Origin of the sequence: Aquimarina algicola (assembly GCF_006443095.1) — a bacterium.
Classification (GTDB): domain Bacteria; phylum Bacteroidota; class Bacteroidia; order Flavobacteriales; family Flavobacteriaceae; genus Aquimarina; species Aquimarina algicola.
Genome location: NZ_VFWZ01000002.1, coordinates 588,599 through 602,914 on the forward strand (window position 1 = coordinate 588,599; position 14,316 = coordinate 602,914).

At 33.6% G+C, this 14,316-nt stretch carries 13 protein-coding genes; 12 read left to right on the top strand and 1 reads right to left on the bottom strand.

Annotated features, from left to right (window positions below):
* The first annotated feature begins 479 nt into the window (after nucleotides 1-479).
* Together FHK87_RS06500 and FHK87_RS06505 are read left to right on the top strand one after the other, a co-directional pair.
* Complete coding sequence (locus FHK87_RS06500; protein ID WP_140591731.1) at nucleotides 480-1,514, top strand: LacI family DNA-binding transcriptional regulator; 1,035 nt, start codon at nucleotides 480-482, stop codon at nucleotides 1,512-1,514.
* Nucleotides 1,515-1,756: 242 nt separating this feature from the next.
* Nucleotides 1,757-2,584 (top strand): CPBP family intramembrane glutamic endopeptidase, encoded by an 828-nt coding sequence (locus tag FHK87_RS06505; RefSeq protein ID WP_140591734.1) that lies wholly within the window; start codon nucleotides 1,757-1,759, stop codon nucleotides 2,582-2,584.
* Between the two features lie 65 nt (nucleotides 2,585-2,649).
* Here the strand turns inward: FHK87_RS06505 and FHK87_RS06510 are convergent, their stop codons facing one another.
* Entirely contained in the window at nucleotides 2,650-3,693 is a 1,044-nt protein-coding gene (locus tag FHK87_RS06510; RefSeq protein WP_140591737.1) for a LacI family DNA-binding transcriptional regulator, read from the bottom strand.
* 268 nt (nucleotides 3,694-3,961) lie between these two features.
* Here FHK87_RS06510 and FHK87_RS06515 point away from each other — a divergent pair, with 268 nt between their 5' ends.
* From FHK87_RS06515 to FHK87_RS06560, 10 genes are all read left to right on the top strand, one after another.
* A complete protein-coding gene (locus FHK87_RS06515) occupies nucleotides 3,962-4,297 on the top strand; it encodes an arsenosugar biosynthesis-associated peroxidase-like protein (protein WP_140591740.1) in 336 nt (111 codons plus the stop codon).
* A 111-nt stretch (nucleotides 4,298-4,408) separates the two neighbouring features.
* Complete coding sequence (arsS, locus tag FHK87_RS06520) at nucleotides 4,409-5,476, top strand: arsenosugar biosynthesis radical SAM (seleno)protein ArsS (protein WP_140591743.1); 1,068 nt, start codon at nucleotides 4,409-4,411, stop codon at nucleotides 5,474-5,476.
* Between the two features lie 10 nt (nucleotides 5,477-5,486).
* Nucleotides 5,487-6,170 (top strand): TIGR04282 family arsenosugar biosynthesis glycosyltransferase, encoded by a 684-nt coding sequence (locus tag FHK87_RS06525; RefSeq protein WP_140591745.1) that lies wholly within the window; start codon nucleotides 5,487-5,489, stop codon nucleotides 6,168-6,170.
* A gap of 91 nt (nucleotides 6,171-6,261) precedes the next feature.
* Nucleotides 6,262-9,243 carry a TonB-dependent receptor gene (locus FHK87_RS06530; RefSeq protein ID WP_140591747.1) on the top strand — a complete coding sequence of 994 codons (2,982 nt, stop codon included), beginning with the start codon at nucleotides 6,262-6,264 and terminating at the stop codon, nucleotides 9,241-9,243.
* Nucleotides 9,244-9,252: 9 nt separating this feature from the next.
* Nucleotides 9,253-10,461 carry an ABC transporter substrate-binding protein gene (locus FHK87_RS06535; protein ID WP_140591750.1) on the top strand — a complete coding sequence of 403 codons (1,209 nt, stop codon included), beginning with the start codon at nucleotides 9,253-9,255 and terminating at the stop codon, nucleotides 10,459-10,461.
* A 41-nt stretch (nucleotides 10,462-10,502) separates the two neighbouring features.
* A complete protein-coding gene (locus tag FHK87_RS06540) occupies nucleotides 10,503-11,375 on the top strand; it encodes an ABC transporter permease subunit (RefSeq protein ID WP_140591752.1) in 873 nt (290 codons plus the stop codon).
* Entirely contained in the window at nucleotides 11,368-12,138 is a 771-nt protein-coding gene (locus tag FHK87_RS06545; protein WP_140591755.1) for an ABC transporter permease, read from the top strand. Before FHK87_RS06540 ends, FHK87_RS06545 begins: the two co-directional genes overlap by 8 nt.
* Nucleotides 12,135-12,881 carry an ABC transporter ATP-binding protein gene (locus FHK87_RS06550; protein ID WP_140591758.1) on the top strand — a complete coding sequence of 249 codons (747 nt, stop codon included), beginning with the start codon at nucleotides 12,135-12,137 and terminating at the stop codon, nucleotides 12,879-12,881. Before FHK87_RS06545 ends, FHK87_RS06550 begins: the two co-directional genes overlap by 4 nt.
* The gene (locus FHK87_RS06555) at nucleotides 12,865-13,821 is read left to right on the top strand and encodes a radical SAM protein (RefSeq protein ID WP_140591761.1); all 957 of its coding nucleotides are present in this window, start codon (nucleotides 12,865-12,867) and stop codon (nucleotides 13,819-13,821) included. The genes FHK87_RS06550 and FHK87_RS06555 overlap by 17 nt, the downstream gene beginning before the upstream one ends.
* Nucleotides 13,818-14,312 carry a rhodanese-like domain-containing protein gene (locus FHK87_RS06560; protein ID WP_140591765.1) on the top strand — a complete coding sequence of 165 codons (495 nt, stop codon included), beginning with the start codon at nucleotides 13,818-13,820 and terminating at the stop codon, nucleotides 14,310-14,312. Before FHK87_RS06555 ends, FHK87_RS06560 begins: the two co-directional genes overlap by 4 nt.
* The last annotated feature ends 4 nt before the right edge of the window (nucleotides 14,313-14,316 follow it).

Below are 14,316 nucleotides of genomic sequence, written 5' to 3' on the forward strand. Positions count from 1 at the left end.
ATTTGTTATTCTAATCTCAACACTCATGATACATACTAAGATTTTATAAATGTATTATGAGTATTAAAATTTGATTTTTAATTAATAATTGTGTACTTCAGCATATCTAAACAAAACATCAAATCAACTAGAATATGAACCATTTCAATTGTTTTTCTAGTTATAAAACAACTTTACTTTTATTCTTACTGCATTTTAAACAACATTTGTATAGTAGATACAATATTATTTATCTTAAATTAGTGAGTTATAATACATTTTTAATAAAGTCAAATTTTAAGAAGATTTCTTTATTAAAGATATTCAATTTTGAACATATTTCATTATCAAATATTCAAAATTTACGTATAACTATTACAAATTACTAAACTATTAACAAAACCAAAAAACAATCCTTTAGTTTTAAAAAAACAAACGTTTGTATTATTGTTTTTTTACTAAAATTAAAGTTTTAATAACAATTTTTTAACTAAATTATAGTGGGATTCAAAAAAAATCGTATAAAACTTGAAGATATTGCTAATAAGCTTAATTTATCTATTGCTACTGTCTCTAGAGCTTTGGATCAAAATCCTAGAGTAAAGCAGAGTACTCGTGAAAAAGTTATTCAAACAGCTAATGATATGGGATACATGCCCAACCAAATTGCAAAAAGTCTGAGTTCTGGAAAAACTAATATCATTGGTGTTATTATACCAAGATATGATGAACCTTTTTTTATCGAAGTTTGTAGAGGCATTGATCACTATGTTAGCACACATAATTACAAGATTTTAATAAGTTCATCAAGAAATTCTTTTGATTCTGAGGTCGAAAACCTTGCTTCTTTTGAAAGAGGCTTGGTAGATGGTATTATATTATCTCCTACTCATGAAACAAAAACATTCTCGCATATCAAAAATGTAATCAATGCAGGAATACCTGTGGTATTATTCGATAATATTATAGAAGAAATGCACGGGGCTGACCATGTCCTGATTGATGATAAAAAAGCAGCATTTTCTGCTGTAGAGTTTTTTATTAAAAAAGGAAAAAAACAGATTGCCTTTATAGGAGGGGCCAAAGAGAAAAAAGTTTTCAAAGATCGTTTTGAAGGGTATAAAGAAGCACTCAATACTTATAATATCCCAATGAATCAAAATTTAATTTTACATTGTAATTCTCTAGACCGCAAATCAGACAATATCGAAATCAACTCTTTTTTTAATTCACCTCAAATTAAACCTGATGCGGTTTTTACCTGTACAGATAATTACGGTTTACTCACTATGAAAACCCTTCTTAAATTAGGATACAAAATTCCAGAAGATATTTCGGTGATAGGATTTGGAGATCTAGGCTTAGCGGATGTATTTGTCCCCTCTCTTACATGCGTAGCCCAACCAAGTTTTGAAATGGGGCAAAAAGTTGCTGAATTATTAATTAATCAGCTTAGTGAGCCTGAAAACATCAACCATCAAAAAAAAGTAATAACGCTTGACACTAAAATTATTTTAAGAGAGAGTACACCTTAAAAACCTAGCTCTTTTTGTCTACCCCAATAATAACATTCTTCTTTAGTATCACTACAGGAAAAATAGTCTCTTTCATCAAAAATTCTAGTTCAAGAATAACATTTTTTTGAAAGTTATAACTAAAACCTAAGCAGTTCTTCTCGAAAAATTCAACCTTACATATTCAACAGCGAACCGCAACTTGACAATCCGGCATTGTAACATTACCCGAGCTTAATCGTCAGAAGATAAAATTCTAGTATATGAAAAACATCTCTCCTTTTGCCATTGGTATATCTATAATACTTATCATCGGTTTAATTATGCAAATACCATTTAATCAAATTCTGACAGAAGACTATTTTTCATCATTTCAAATTGAGTATATCGCATTAACACTCAAAATGTCAATGATTTTTGTCGTTAGCTTAATAGGTATTAAAAAATTTCAGGTACGGTCTTTATCCGGTTTATCCTTTAATTATAAATGGACATCTAAACTACTTAATGTAATCCCTGCTTATCTTTTTTTAATTGGCATTTCATCTTTTATGGGCAAAAACCTAACAGTAATCCAAATACCAAACCTTTTCCTATTATTGTTAGCTTGTTTATCTGTTGGTTTTGCAGAAGAGTTCATGTTTAGAGGTCTTCTACAATCTCTTTTTATTCAAAAATATATATCTAAGAAAAATAGTCTCTTTTTTATGGTCTTATATCCTGCTATATTTTTTGGAGTTTCTCATCTTCTCAACCTAATGGTCAATCCCAATATTCCTCAAGTAATTGTGCAAGCTGTGTATGCTGTATTTATTGGGTTTTTCTTTGGTGTACTTTTGTTAAAAACAAATAAGCTAATCCCTATAGCCATTACACATGGACTTATTAATTTTTTCTTCTTATTCAACTCGCTCCCAAGCATGAATAATTCTGTAGAAATTGAGACAGAACCTCAAATACAAGCTTCTTTTGTAGAGCAGATTTTAGGATATGCGATACCTCTTCTTATGTTCGTACCGTTATTTATTATTGGTATAATAATTCTTAAAAAAATAAAAAAAGAACAGATTCAGAAAAAAATAGACAAATGATACTTGATACTAAAAATTCTTATGATCTGATCTAACTGATACTAAAAAAGTTCACAAAAGCTATTTTAATGCGTAGAATCTCTAACAATCAATGAAGTTTTAACAATCTCTGTTTTGGTAATATTACTTTCTTTTTCTAGATCGTCATCCAGCTTATCAATTAATATTTGAGCTGCTATAGCACCAAGCTCTTCTGCATGTTGAGAAACTGTTGTGAGTTTTGGATAAGAATGCTTAGAAAGAAGACCATCTGTAAATCCTATTACCGAAATATCTTCTGGAATTTTGTACCCCAATTTATGTGAGATATTAATGGCAATAGCTGCTGCGGTCTCATCCAAACCAAGAACTGCATCGATTTGATGTTCTTTTAGAAAATTTTCTATTTCATTTTCAATAGCATTAGAATTCTTTTCTACCAACTCAATAATAGTATCTTTTACAAAAAGATCTATCAAAGACACCTCAGAATTGGCATCAACGGCTTCTCTAGCTCCCTTGAGCCTCAGTTTTGCCACACTCAAATCTCCAATTGTTGTAATCACAGCTATTTTTTTACATCCTGTATCAATAAGATATTGCATTGCATTTTTTGAAGCTACTTTATCATCAACAATCACCTTATCACATTCTACTTCTTCACTCACACGATCAAACATTACAATCGGTACATTATCTCTTTTTAATACTTTAAAATGATCAAGTTTATTGTGAATCTGAGTTTCTTGGCTAAGTGCTGCAATAAAACCATCTACACTACTATAATTTAGCATTTCTACATATTCTACCTCTTTTTGATATGACTCGTTTGTAATACAGGTAACGATTTTATATCCATTTTTTGAAGCTTCTTTTTCTATACCAAATAATGCTTTTGCAAAAAAGTGATTTAAAATTTCGGGTAAAATAACACCAATAGTTTTGGTTTTATTACTTTTTAAACTTACCGCAAGTGCATTGGGTTTATAATTATAAAAATTAGCTAATTCATGTACTCTGTTAATCGTCTTTTCGCTAATCTCAGGATCATTCTTTAGTGATTTTGAGACTGTAGAAATAGAAAGGTTTAATTCTTTTGCGAGTTGTTTTAGCGTAACTTTTTTCCTCATGACTTCAATTTTAATGATTTCTTGTGTTTTTGCAAGATTTCTGCTCCTAAAATAAGCTTTTTTATAAATGTACAATCCATATCATAACCAGTTTATCTTACTTATTGTGATTATTTTTAATAAAAAAATTACTTTTTGGCAAAAAGGGTATTTTAACTTAATTATCTTTAAATTTCAAAAAATAAAACAACTCGATTGTAAGTATAACTCTATAAAGAACGACTTATGTAATCTTAAGTCTGTTATTTTAATTAAAGAATAAAACAGCATGTCAAAAACATATTACGATCCTGCAGATCTTAGAAAGTTTGGAAAAATCACAGAATGGAGCGAAGAATTAGGAAATAAATTCTTTGACTATTATGGTAAAGTGTTTGAAGAAGGAGCACTTACTGCCAGAGAGAAATCACTAATTGCATTGGCTGTTTCTCATGTTGTAAAATGTCCTTATTGTATTGATGCATATACAAAAGACGGATTGCAACGTGGTATTACCAAAGAAGAAATGATGGAAGCCGTACATGCGGGAGCTGCAATAGAAAGCGGAGCGACCCTAGTTCATGGGGTGCAAATGATGAATAAATATGATAAATTATCAATGTAACATTTTTATGATTTAAAAAAACATTTGATAGTTATCATACATATAAAATAACTATATATTAATTTCTATACCATATTGAAATTAATGACGAGAACAAATCAATAGTCAAAAATGCCTGAGATTAAATCCAAACAATCCTTACAAAAAAGAAATAATCAGCTTGCCAATGCACAAAGGCAGTTAGAGATCCTTAATAATGGAATCTTTGCAAATGGAGAGCTCCCTAAGTTTGCTGATAAAATAGCTGAAATTGATCAATATCCCTTACGGCCAAAGAAACTTGAAATTCTTCAAATCAATGTTGGCTATATGTGTAACCAAGTTTGTGAACATTGTCATGTAGATGCAGGTCCCGATCGTAAAGAGATTATGACCAAAGAAACAATGAAACAATGTTTGGAAGTAATCAAAAAAACAGGAGCACATACTCTTGACCTTACAGGAGGAGCACCAGAGATGAACCCAAATTTCAGATGGTTTGTTGAAGAAGCCAGTAAAGCAGGGATAAAAGACTTTATTGTACGTAGTAATCTTACTATTATTAGAGCGAACAAAAAATACTATGATCTCCCGGATTTTTTTGCAAAACACAATGTACATGTAGTATCATCTATGCCACATTGGACAAGAGGCAAAACAGACAAACAAAGGGGTGATGGCGTTTTTGACAAATCTATAAAGGCCCTACAAGAATTAAATGAACGAGGGTATGGTATGCCTGATAGTAATCTAAAGTTAGATTTGGTCTATAATCCGTCAGGAGCATTTTTACCTAGCGATCAGGCCGCAATGGAAAAAGATTTTAAAAAAGCACTAATAGAAGATTTCGGCATCCATTTTCATAACCTTTTTGCCATTACCAATCTACCCATTAGTAGATTTCTAGATTACCTGATTGCCTCAGAAAATTACGAGGACTATATGTACGCACTGGTAGAAGCCTATAATCCATCTGCAGTAGCAAATGTAATGTGTACCAATACCATATCGGTAAGCTGGGATGGCTGGTTATATGATTGTGATTTTAATCAGATGCTAGGACTAAAAGTAGCCAGCAAAGTAAAACACATCAGTGAGTACAACGAAGAAATATTACAAAACAGAGATATTGTAATCTCACAACATTGTTATGGATGCACTGCCGGAGCAGGAAGCAGCTGTCAAGGCACAGTAGCATAAGTAGTAACGTATGAATCAAAAAACCGCAATATTAGTTTTTGCCAATTCTTCTGAAGAAGAAATACGTCATAAACCTATTTCTGGCGGTAAACAACTTTTTTCTGCGCTTAACGCACATACGCAACATATAGTAAAGAGTACAGCTCTCCCGTATTTTGTATATACCGAAAATGAGCAACAAGGACATACATTTGGAGAGCGTTTTGTAAATGCAATACAAGATATATACGACAAAGGTTTTGAGAATGTAATTACCATAGGTAATGATACTCCTCATCTACAAAAAAAACATCTCCTAGAAACAGTAAAACAGCTCAAAAGTAATACGTTTGTACTTGGCCCCTCTACAGATGGTGGTTTCTACCTTATGGGATTACACAAATCCCAATTTAAGATTGATGTTCTCTTAAGGCTTCCTTGGCAATCAAGAGAATTATCAGATTGTATCCAAAGATGGATTCGCCAATCCAAAATTGAAGTTATTTCACTAGAGGTTTTAGAAGATATTGACACCGTCAAAGATTTAAAATCTGTTTTTGATTCTTTTAAAACACTTCCTAGAGAACTTATAACAATTATTCAAAAAATATTAAACCATAATACGCAGTGTATTAACACCTGTGCGCATTATGTATATTCTTATCATATTCTTCCATTTTTTAATAAAGGATCTCCTTTTATCACTTTCGCATAACACACGCTAACAACTGTATTGTTTCTCAAAATTTATAGAAACATTATAAGGTTGCGATCCATTATTTTTTTATTAAAATCAAACATATTAAATGAAGAATATATTGATTTGTGTACTACTATGTATCAGTACAATTGGTATTGCACAAGAAGATTTTACCGTTACTGCTATCGATTTTGAAACTAATCAACCGATAGCCAATATTACCATTACATTAACCAACATAACACAAGGAATTTCATTAGAAAACACAACAGATTTAAAAGGGAAAGCTATTTTTCGTTCAATCCCGGTACTGAACAACTATTCTGTTACTTTCAATGAAAATGATCAATATTATACCTATACAAAACAACAAATTGATGTACGGTCGAATGAAAATCCAAGCATTCAAATAGCACTATTAAAAAAAGGTGCCGAAACCACTCTCGAAGAAGTTCAGCTTTCTACTACGTCTTCTGCAAAAATCAATCGTAGGGATGCAGAAGTAGCATTTGAATTAAAAGCAAAAGAAATAGAAGAACTCCCTGTAGAAGGACGTGACATCACAAGAGTCTTATTTCGGTTACCAAATGTATCACAAGCAACTGGTTTTTTTCCTGAAGCTCCAAATGTGAGTATTAATGGTGCAAATCCATTGTTTACATCTTATCTTATTGATGGGATGGATAACAACGAACGCTTTCTTGGCGGACAACGCTTTGCAATCCCATCAGGCTTTGTAAAAGATATTACGGTACTTACCAATAACTTTTCTGCCGAATATGGGCTTACCAATAATGGTGTAGTAGATATCACGACAAAATCCGGAACCAATGAAGTGACCGGAGAGGTGTTTTTTATCACTCGCCCTGGCCCTTCGATAGATGGTCAAACGGATTTTGCACAACGAGACTTATCTGGTAACGCTGTACGAGACGGTTTTGCAAGATATCAAGCAGGTTTAGCAGTAGGAGGTCCGATAGTAAAAGACAAAACCTTCTATTACTTCAACTATGAGCATACTACCGATGTAAAAGATAATCTTCTTAACGTTACGGATCTTGGGATTAGTGAAACGATAAGAGGAAACAATACCTTTGACTATTTCTCTGCAAAAATAGATCAATTTTGGAGCAGCAATTTTCGCTCTTCACTTAGAGCAAACGTAGGATTTGTAGGTATCGAAAGACAAGGTGGAGGATTAGAAGGCGGTGTACAATTTAATTCTGCGGCAAATCAACAAGATCGTAATAGTATCAATATTGCATTCAAAAACTCATATACATTAGGTAATATCAGTGCAGAAACAAATGTTCAGTACAGCAGATTTAGATGGAATTACGCAGACCCACGTGATCCCAATAGTCCTCAGGTCATAGTACGAAACCCAGCCGAAGAAACAATTGCCATTCTTGGGCATCCGGGATTTGTATTTGATGCTTTAGAAAACACAGTTCAGTTTCAGCAAAAATTCAAACTGTATATCAAAGATCATACATTGAAAGCCGGTCTAAACTATATTAGAGGAGATCATGAATTGTTTGGAGGAGGTGTACCAAATGGAATATACACTGTAGATCTTTCTACAGACCAAGTAACTGCTCTGCGCAACCAAGGTGTAAATGGTAATCTTTCGCTAACTGATATCCCTAGTGATGTAACCGTAAGTAATTACAGTGTAGAATTACGTCCAACTGCTTTTGGAACCAATCAAGATATATTTTCTGTATATCTAGAAGACCAATGGGCTATCCATGAAAAACTAAACCTTACTTTTGGGTTGCGATATGATTATGATAATCTTTCCAAAGCTGGTAGCGATGAGGGTGACTACAATAATTTTGCTCCAAGAATTCATTTTAATTATCAATTGAACCCCAAAAACACCATCAGAGGAGGGTATGCAATTTCTTATGACAAAATCCCCTATGCCGTGTATAGTGATGCACTACAGCAGAATACAACATCAGCCGATTATCGTGCTCAAATACAAGAATTTATTGATTTAGGGATCTTACCACAAGATACAAATCTAGATCGTGTACTTTTTGATGGTAATATTGCTGCCAACGTTTCTGGAGTATCCTATTTGCAAGGTCCTACTGCAAGTGAATTGCAAGGACAAAGAGAAGGTGCTTTTTCTAATGAGCGTAGAATCCTAAACCCAAATGGTTTTGACAATCCTTTTACACATCAATTTGCTTTAGGATATCAAGTACAAATCAAAGAGGATAAATTGTTTTTTGTAGATCTTGTACATAACCGTAGTGAAAATCTTTTTAGATTACGTAATCTTAACGCTGCAGCAGAATACACAATAAACCCTGATAATGTTGTTGTACGAACTATAGAACAAGCAGATGCTTCTCGCCCGATTCCTATCGAAAATGGTACAGCAACCATCAACGGGCAAACCCGTACAGGAATCGCTAGAAATGTTGTGGTTTCAGAAACCGAAGGAAAATCGAGATATTATGCCGCAAGTTTTAATCTTCAAAAAACAAGAGGTAACGATAATTATGCATACCGAATTAACTATACCTTATCTTCTTTAGAAAACGATACCGAAGATATCAACTTCAGAGCACAGGATGCTAATAACTATGGTTCAGAATTTGGCCCATCGATCAATGATAGAACTCATAACATCAATGGGATATTTAACTATTATCCACTTAAAGGCACTACAATTACATTAGCCGCACTATTACAAAGTGGGCAACCTATTAATCGTATTCCCGATGCAGAAGTTTTTGGCACTACCGACCTCAATGGAGATGGATCGGGGTTCGGAGATGCTTATGTAGGTAATAGCGACCGTTTTCCAGGAGCATCCAGAAATAGTGACCGCTTGCCATGGAGTACTAACTTTGATGTGAGTTTGCAGCACCAATTTGCCTTAGGAAACAATAAAATAGAAGTACGAGCAGATATATTTAATGTGTTTAATACCGAAAACCTGAGTGGATATAGCAATAATGCAACACAAAGTAATCAGATTCAACAAGGTTCTGAAGCTAGTGGGCGCTTTGTACAGCGTAATGCAGGGCCACCAAGACAATTTCAATTCGGGATTAGATATCTATTTTAAACCTCAATTATGAAAAAACTATTTTGTAGCCTATTCATCGTATTATTTTTTGCCTGCGGAAAAGAAAAAAAAGAAAATGCTTTTGATATTGCTGAAGCAAGTTGGAAAGAAATTACGGCAGAGGCAAAAGGAAAAACCGTTAACCTAATGATGTGGACAGGTGATCCTAAAATAAATGCGTATATAAACACATACCTCAAACCAAGAGTAAAAGAAAAATACAATATCGATCTCATGGTAAGCAGCGGACAAGGAAACACCATCGTACAGACTTTAATGACAGAAATTCAGGCTTCTAAAACAGAGAGTGACCTTGATTTGGTTTGGATTAATGGAGAAACGTTCTACCAATTACAACAAATCAACGGACTCTATGGCCCTTGGACTTCAAAATTACCAAATGCAACATATATTGATTTTGACAATACATTTATTGGTATTGATTTTCAGCAACCGGTTGAAGGATATGAATTGCCTTGGGGTAATGTACAGATGACCCTAATTTATGATAGTGACAAAGTAAAAAAACCTCCTATGACAAGGAGTGAATTACTGGATTTTGTAAGAGAAAACCCAGGTACATTTACATGGGACAATCACTTTACAGGACTTACTTTCTTAAAAGCATTACTTATCGATATTGCAGGAGGAAAAGAAAGTTTAAATGGTGATTTTAATGAAGAAAAATATAAAAAATACAGTGCAGAGCTTTGGGCATATCTCAAAGCTCTAAAACCGTATCTCTGGAAAAAGGGAGAAGTATTTCCTGAAGCTGTAGCACCGATGCACCAGTTATTTGCCAGTGGCGAACTATGGTTTACGATGAGCAATAATGACGCTGAGGTAGATAACAAAATTGCAGAAGGCATTTTTTCTGCTTCTGCCCGAGCATATGTTCCCGACTACGGAACTATACAGAATTCTCACTATATGGGTATTCCTCAAATAGCGCCTAATAAAGCGGCTGCTATGGTAGTAGCTAATGAGATGATTTCTATAGAAGCGCAATTTCATAAACAAGACCCAACCGTATGGGGAGATGGTACAGTTCTGGACCTCAAGAAACTCCCGAATACGTGGCAAAAGAAGTTTGAAGAGCAACCAACAAGAAAGTATGCCCCGAAGAGAAGCGAAATTTCAAAAAAAGCATTACAAGAAATAGATCCTGAATATATGATTCGATTGGCAGAAGATTTTAGAAAAAACATGATTGAATAGCCTCAACCCTTTAATAGATATTAGAGAAATATAAAGAAAGTATGAAGCAAACCCGGCAGATAGCAATACTATACAAAGTCATATTCGTATGCCTTACTGTGGTTCCGGTAATGGCTGGTTTGATCTATGCTTTATTATATAGTTTCGGCATTATCGGCATCATGAATAATGGCTTTACCGGTAAATACTGGATAGCAGTATTGTTGTCCGATATGTTTTGGGTTTCTTTAGGCTATAGTCTTTACATCGCCTTAGTATCTATAACAATTAGTCTCGTATTTGCATTATCGATTTCTTTATTCATCAAGAAAAGAAATATTACTATTTCTTACTTATTTTATATTCCTTTATGTTTTCCTGCTGTGGTTATGGCTTTTTACAGTTTTCAACTTTGGTCAAAATCGGGTTGGATATCACGAATTATATATCAAATAGGGGGAATCAAAGAAATATCTTCTTTTCCCGATCTTACGAATGATACATTAGGTTTTTCGATAGTATTTACCTCTGTATTGATGATTGTACCTTTTTTTACGATTCTATTTTCTAATCTATATCATAGTGAGAAACTACATGAGCTAAAAAAAGTAGCACAAAATCTGGGAGCCTCTTCTTTTCAAATCTTAATCAAAATTACCATTCCGGTGCTGTTAAAAAGGTCTTGGTTTACCATTTGTCTATTTATCATTTTTGTAATGAGCAGTTATGAGATCCCATTACTATTGGGCAAACAAAATCCACAAATGATTTCTGTATTGACCATGCAAAAATTACAGCGATTTAATCTCAACGATATTCCGCAGGCATATACTATAGCTTCATTGTATGTAATGATTACAATTTTTGTGTTGACATTGCTATCAATAGGAGGGATTAAAAAACGTTTCATCACAAAAAGAAGGGCTTATGCTTAAGAAAGTATACATATCATTGGGGGTTTCTGTGGTGTTGTTTCCATTATTCTTATTATTGATACTTTCTTTTGGAAAGCAATGGAGTTATCCACACATTATACCAAAGGAGTTTAGTCTTGTGCATTGGATCAGTGTATTTCAATTAAATTCTACACTACCTATAACCATTTTAAAATCCCTAGTGATATCATTAAGTGTTGCTACAATAGTTACTGCTGTTTCTTTCTTTTCTGCTAAACATGTTTCTTATAGTGTTCACAGAAAAAAATGGCTCTTTTTGGCATATATCCCTTATGTGTGTTCTCCTGTTATTTTTGCAGCCACACTTCAATTTTATTTCACCTACACAGACCTTTCAGGGACAATGTTAGGAATTATCATTGCGCAATTGTTTATTACATATCCATTTGGAGTGATTATCTTTAGCAATTTCTGGAATGATAACATAAAGTCGATTGAGCAACTCAGTACAACACTTGGCAGTAGCCCTGTTCAAACATTTCAAAAAGTAGTATTCCCACTATCAAAAAGTGTTTTATTGCTTTGTTTTTTTCAAGTCTTTTTGATCTCATGGTTTGAGTACGGATTAACGACTTTGATAGGGGTGGGAAAAGTCAAAACACTAACTATAAGTGTTTTTCAATATATACAAGAAGCTAACCTCTTTCTTGCAGCATTGGCAAGTTGCCTATTGGTAATCCCTCCCATGCTTTTACTTTTTATCAATAAACGTTTTGTGTTTACCAATCAGCAAATAGGATGAACGATATTGTATTAGACATACAGAATATTAGCAAGGCTTTTCAAAAAGAAAAAGTAATTACAGAAGCATCGTTCAAAGCTTCGAGAAATGCTGTATTTAGTATTTTAGGAAAATCCGGTAGCGGAAAAACAACATTACTCAAAATCATATCCGGTCTAGAACAGCAGGATAGCGGTAGCTTATTTTTAGAACACGAAGAAATTAGCGCAATACCCGCACACAAACGCAATATTGTATATCTCTATCAAGATGCATTATTATTTCCTCACCTTGATGTGTTCGAGAATATTGCTTTTGGGTTACGATTACGAAAAATCCCAAAAAAGGATATTGTAAAACAGGTTAATAAGATGATTTTTGATCTTCAATTAGAAGAACACAGTCACAAAATGCCTACACAATTAAGTGGCGGGCAGCGACAACGAGTTGCCTTTGGCAGGGCATTGATTATAAAACCAAAGGTTTTATTACTTGATGAACCCTTTGGAGCATTAGATGTAGATACGCGTAAGCAAATGCAGCAATTATGTAAACAAACCATCCTTAACTACAAAATAACAACGGTTTTTGTAACTCATGACCTCAAAGAAGCGTTACTAATGGGTGATCAAATCGGAAAAATGGAAAATGGAGTATTGAAAACATTTATAAATCAATCAGAATTCTTAAATGACCCAACAACCGGAGCAAAAGAAGAAATAGAATTCTGGAAAAATATATACAAAAATGAAGAGCGATTTTAATCACATACAATCAATATACTGGGTTTTTACCCAACTTTGTAATGATAATTGCGATCACTGCTATAACGATTCAAGTCCTTTTGGCAAAAGAATTAGTGAAGCCGACTGCATGGCAATTATAGATAATTTACCTGATAAAATAGACCGATTAATTCTGAGCGGTGGCGAACCAGTTGCAGAAAAAAAGTTGCTATATGCAATTCTAGATCGAATTCAGGAGAAATATAATGGCGCTACACAAATCATGTTGCAAACCAATGGGGATTTGTTGAATGAAAAAATTCTAAAAATCCTTATCGAAAAAGGAGTGACCCGATTTGATATTGCAAGTATAGATCGATATCATAAAAAAGCAGGGAGCCGATTAATGGAACTGGCAGAACTTTTTGAAAGCTGTGGTGTGATAGGTACAGAAAAAGACCCATTGATAGAAGGAGGGCATTACCTTGCCCAAAACCCTTTGAGCTGGGGATATTGGGGCGCTAGTGAAGACATGTGGCTTGGAGGTAACTGGGCTCGTGGCAAAGCCTTACAAAATGATATCTGGAAAAAAGATCCTGAACATAATTTTTGTACCATTCTATCCGGTGCAAGAAATTTTTTAGGAGGTTATGACGATATCCCGCAAGAAATTAGCATACAACTCTGGCGTATCAACCCCTGTTGCCCAGGAACTCATTTTCCTATGGGTGATGCCAGAAAACAAAAAGTAGCAGACGTATTATCTCGTGCTTCAAAAAATGCCGTTTTTAAAATGCTTAATGAAGGAAAACCTCTTGAAATGGGGTTATCTCTAGGCATTTCTAAAGAAGAAGCGACACAAAAAAATAAAGAACTCAAAAACATTTGTTTGTATTGTGATCATTTCCTGAAATGTAATAAGAATGAAATTTTTGATAAAAATGGGGTCAAAGAAACCAAATTAGAGGAACAGTTATGAATAAAACATATATCATCATTTTTGCTTTTATCAGTTGCTTAAGCAGTGTAGCTCAAGAGACATTGGATGCTATTTTACAAAAGTATAACCAAGCAACAATTCCTTACATTCATGTAGAAGAGCTTCACAAAACCCATGAAGATGTAATACTGCTAGATGCAAGAGAAAAAGTAGAATACGATGTTAGTCATATTCAAAATGCAATATATGTGGGTTATGAGCAATTTCAAATGCAACATATAACTTCCCAAAACATTGATAAGAGTAAAAAAATTGTTGTGTATTGTAGTCTTGGAGTGAGATCTGAAGATATTTCAGAAAAACTTAAGAAAGCAGGGTATAAGAATGTTTATAATCTATACGGAGGCATTTTTGAATGGAAAAACAATGATTTACCTGTAGTAAACCCTAACAATAAAAAAACCGAAGAAGTCCACGTGTATTCAAAAGAATGGAGCAAGTGGCTTCGTAAAGGAAAAAAAATATATTAATTTC

Coding starts and splice junctions, on each gene's coding strand:
- FHK87_RS06515 (WP_140591740.1), top strand. CDS start 3,962: ATGTCAAAAACATATTACGATCCTGCAGATCTTAGAAAGTTTGGAAAA.
- FHK87_RS06545 (WP_140591755.1), top strand. CDS start 11,368: ATGCTTAAGAAAGTATACATATCATTGGGGGTTTCTGTGGTGTTGTTT.
- FHK87_RS06505 (WP_140591734.1), top strand. CDS start 1,757: ATGAAAAACATCTCTCCTTTTGCCATTGGTATATCTATAATACTTATC.
- arsS (WP_140591743.1), top strand. CDS start 4,409: ATGCCTGAGATTAAATCCAAACAATCCTTACAAAAAAGAAATAATCAG.
- FHK87_RS06530 (WP_140591747.1), top strand. CDS start 6,262: ATGAAGAATATATTGATTTGTGTACTACTATGTATCAGTACAATTGGT.
- FHK87_RS06525 (WP_140591745.1), top strand. CDS start 5,487: ATGAATCAAAAAACCGCAATATTAGTTTTTGCCAATTCTTCTGAAGAA.
- FHK87_RS06535 (WP_140591750.1), top strand. CDS start 9,253: ATGAAAAAACTATTTTGTAGCCTATTCATCGTATTATTTTTTGCCTGC.
- FHK87_RS06510 (WP_140591737.1), bottom strand. CDS start 3,693: ATGAGGAAAAAAGTTACGCTAAAACAACTCGCAAAAGAATTAAACCTT.
- FHK87_RS06540 (WP_140591752.1), top strand. CDS start 10,503: ATGAAGCAAACCCGGCAGATAGCAATACTATACAAAGTCATATTCGTA.
- FHK87_RS06560 (WP_140591765.1), top strand. CDS start 13,818: ATGAATAAAACATATATCATCATTTTTGCTTTTATCAGTTGCTTAAGC.
- FHK87_RS06550 (WP_140591758.1), top strand. CDS start 12,135: ATGAACGATATTGTATTAGACATACAGAATATTAGCAAGGCTTTTCAA.
- FHK87_RS06555 (WP_140591761.1), top strand. CDS start 12,865: ATGAAGAGCGATTTTAATCACATACAATCAATATACTGGGTTTTTACC.